At 78.2% G+C, this 1,172-nt stretch carries 1 protein-coding gene; it reads right to left on the bottom strand.

All coding sequences use genetic code 11. From position 1 onward, the window contains the following. On the bottom strand, window positions 1-1,172 hold a 1,172-nt coding region (locus AB8Z75_RS35185), incomplete at both ends, for a TIM-barrel domain-containing protein (RefSeq protein WP_369209229.1).

A 1,172-nucleotide genomic window follows, 5' to 3' on the forward strand; every position in this document is an offset into this window, starting at 1 on the left:
GTGCCACACCCCGGCGAACCCCTGCTCCAATCGCTCCGCGTACAGCGGGGGGGGGGGGGGGGGGGGGGGGGGGGGAAGGGGCGCTGTTCGGGACACAGTTCCCTGAGCTCCGCACAGGCGGCCTTGGCCATCGTCAGCGCGTAGACGTTGTGGGCCTCCCGGTGGTCGCCGCCCCGGCCCTCCAGGGCGTGGCGCGCCGAACGCGGCAGCGTCCGGTCGCCGAACGCACACAGCGAGACGGGCTCGTCCGCGGTGTGCCACACCCCGGCGAACCCCTGCTCCAATCGCTCCGCGTACAGCGCACCCCACCACTTGCGCACCCGCCGGTCCGTGAAGTCGGGGAAGACCGCCTCACCGGCGGGCGCGCCCCCGAGCACCACACGACCCCCCGCCTCCCGTACGAACACGTCCGCCGCGCGTCCGCTGTCGAAGACCGGATCACCCGCCCGGGCCCGCACCGCCGGCCCGACAGACGACACCAGGCGCACCCCACCAGGCCGCAGCCCGCCAGGCCGCACCCCACCAGGCCGCAGCCCGGCGGCAGGACCCGCGCCCGCCTTGCGGGCCTCGGCCGCGGGAGAGCCGTGCGAGCCGGGCGGCGCCTCGTCGAGGTGCAGCGCCCGCAGCGGCAGCCCGAGCGCGCTCCGGCCCTCGGCGGCCCGCCGCAGCCGCCGCTCGTCGACGGCGGCGCCGAGCGCGTGCTGGTACCCCAGCGCCCAGCCGGGCGGCACAGCGGGGGCGCCCGTCAGCGCGGCCCAGCCGTGCAGCACCCGGGAGGGCGCGCCGGCCACGGCCCAGTACCGCAGCGGACCGCCCGTCATCCGCACCTCGCACCGCCCCGGACGGTCGTGCCCGGAGCCCAGGCCCTCAGCACCCTCCCGCAGGTCCACCCGCCCGTCCCAGGAGTTGTCGTGGAAGACGAGGAGCGTGCCCGCGTCCGCCACGCTCACCAGCAGCGGCATCGTCACCGACCGGGCACCGGGCGCGAGCCCCGGCGGGCCGGCCTCGGTGCCCGACGGGCCGGGCGCGGTGTTCCACAGGCGGTACGAACGCGAGTGCAGCCGGGGCCCGTCGGCCCGACCGCCGAGCCCGAAGAAACGGGCGTCGGAGGGCAGTTCGCAGCGTTGCAGCCACCGCGGCCCCGCCGCCGCTGCCGCGCCGCGGTCACCGGT

Origin of the sequence: Streptomyces sp. PU-14G, from assembly GCF_041028275.1 — a bacterium.
GTDB lineage: Bacteria > Actinomycetota > Actinomycetes > Streptomycetales > Streptomycetaceae > Streptomyces.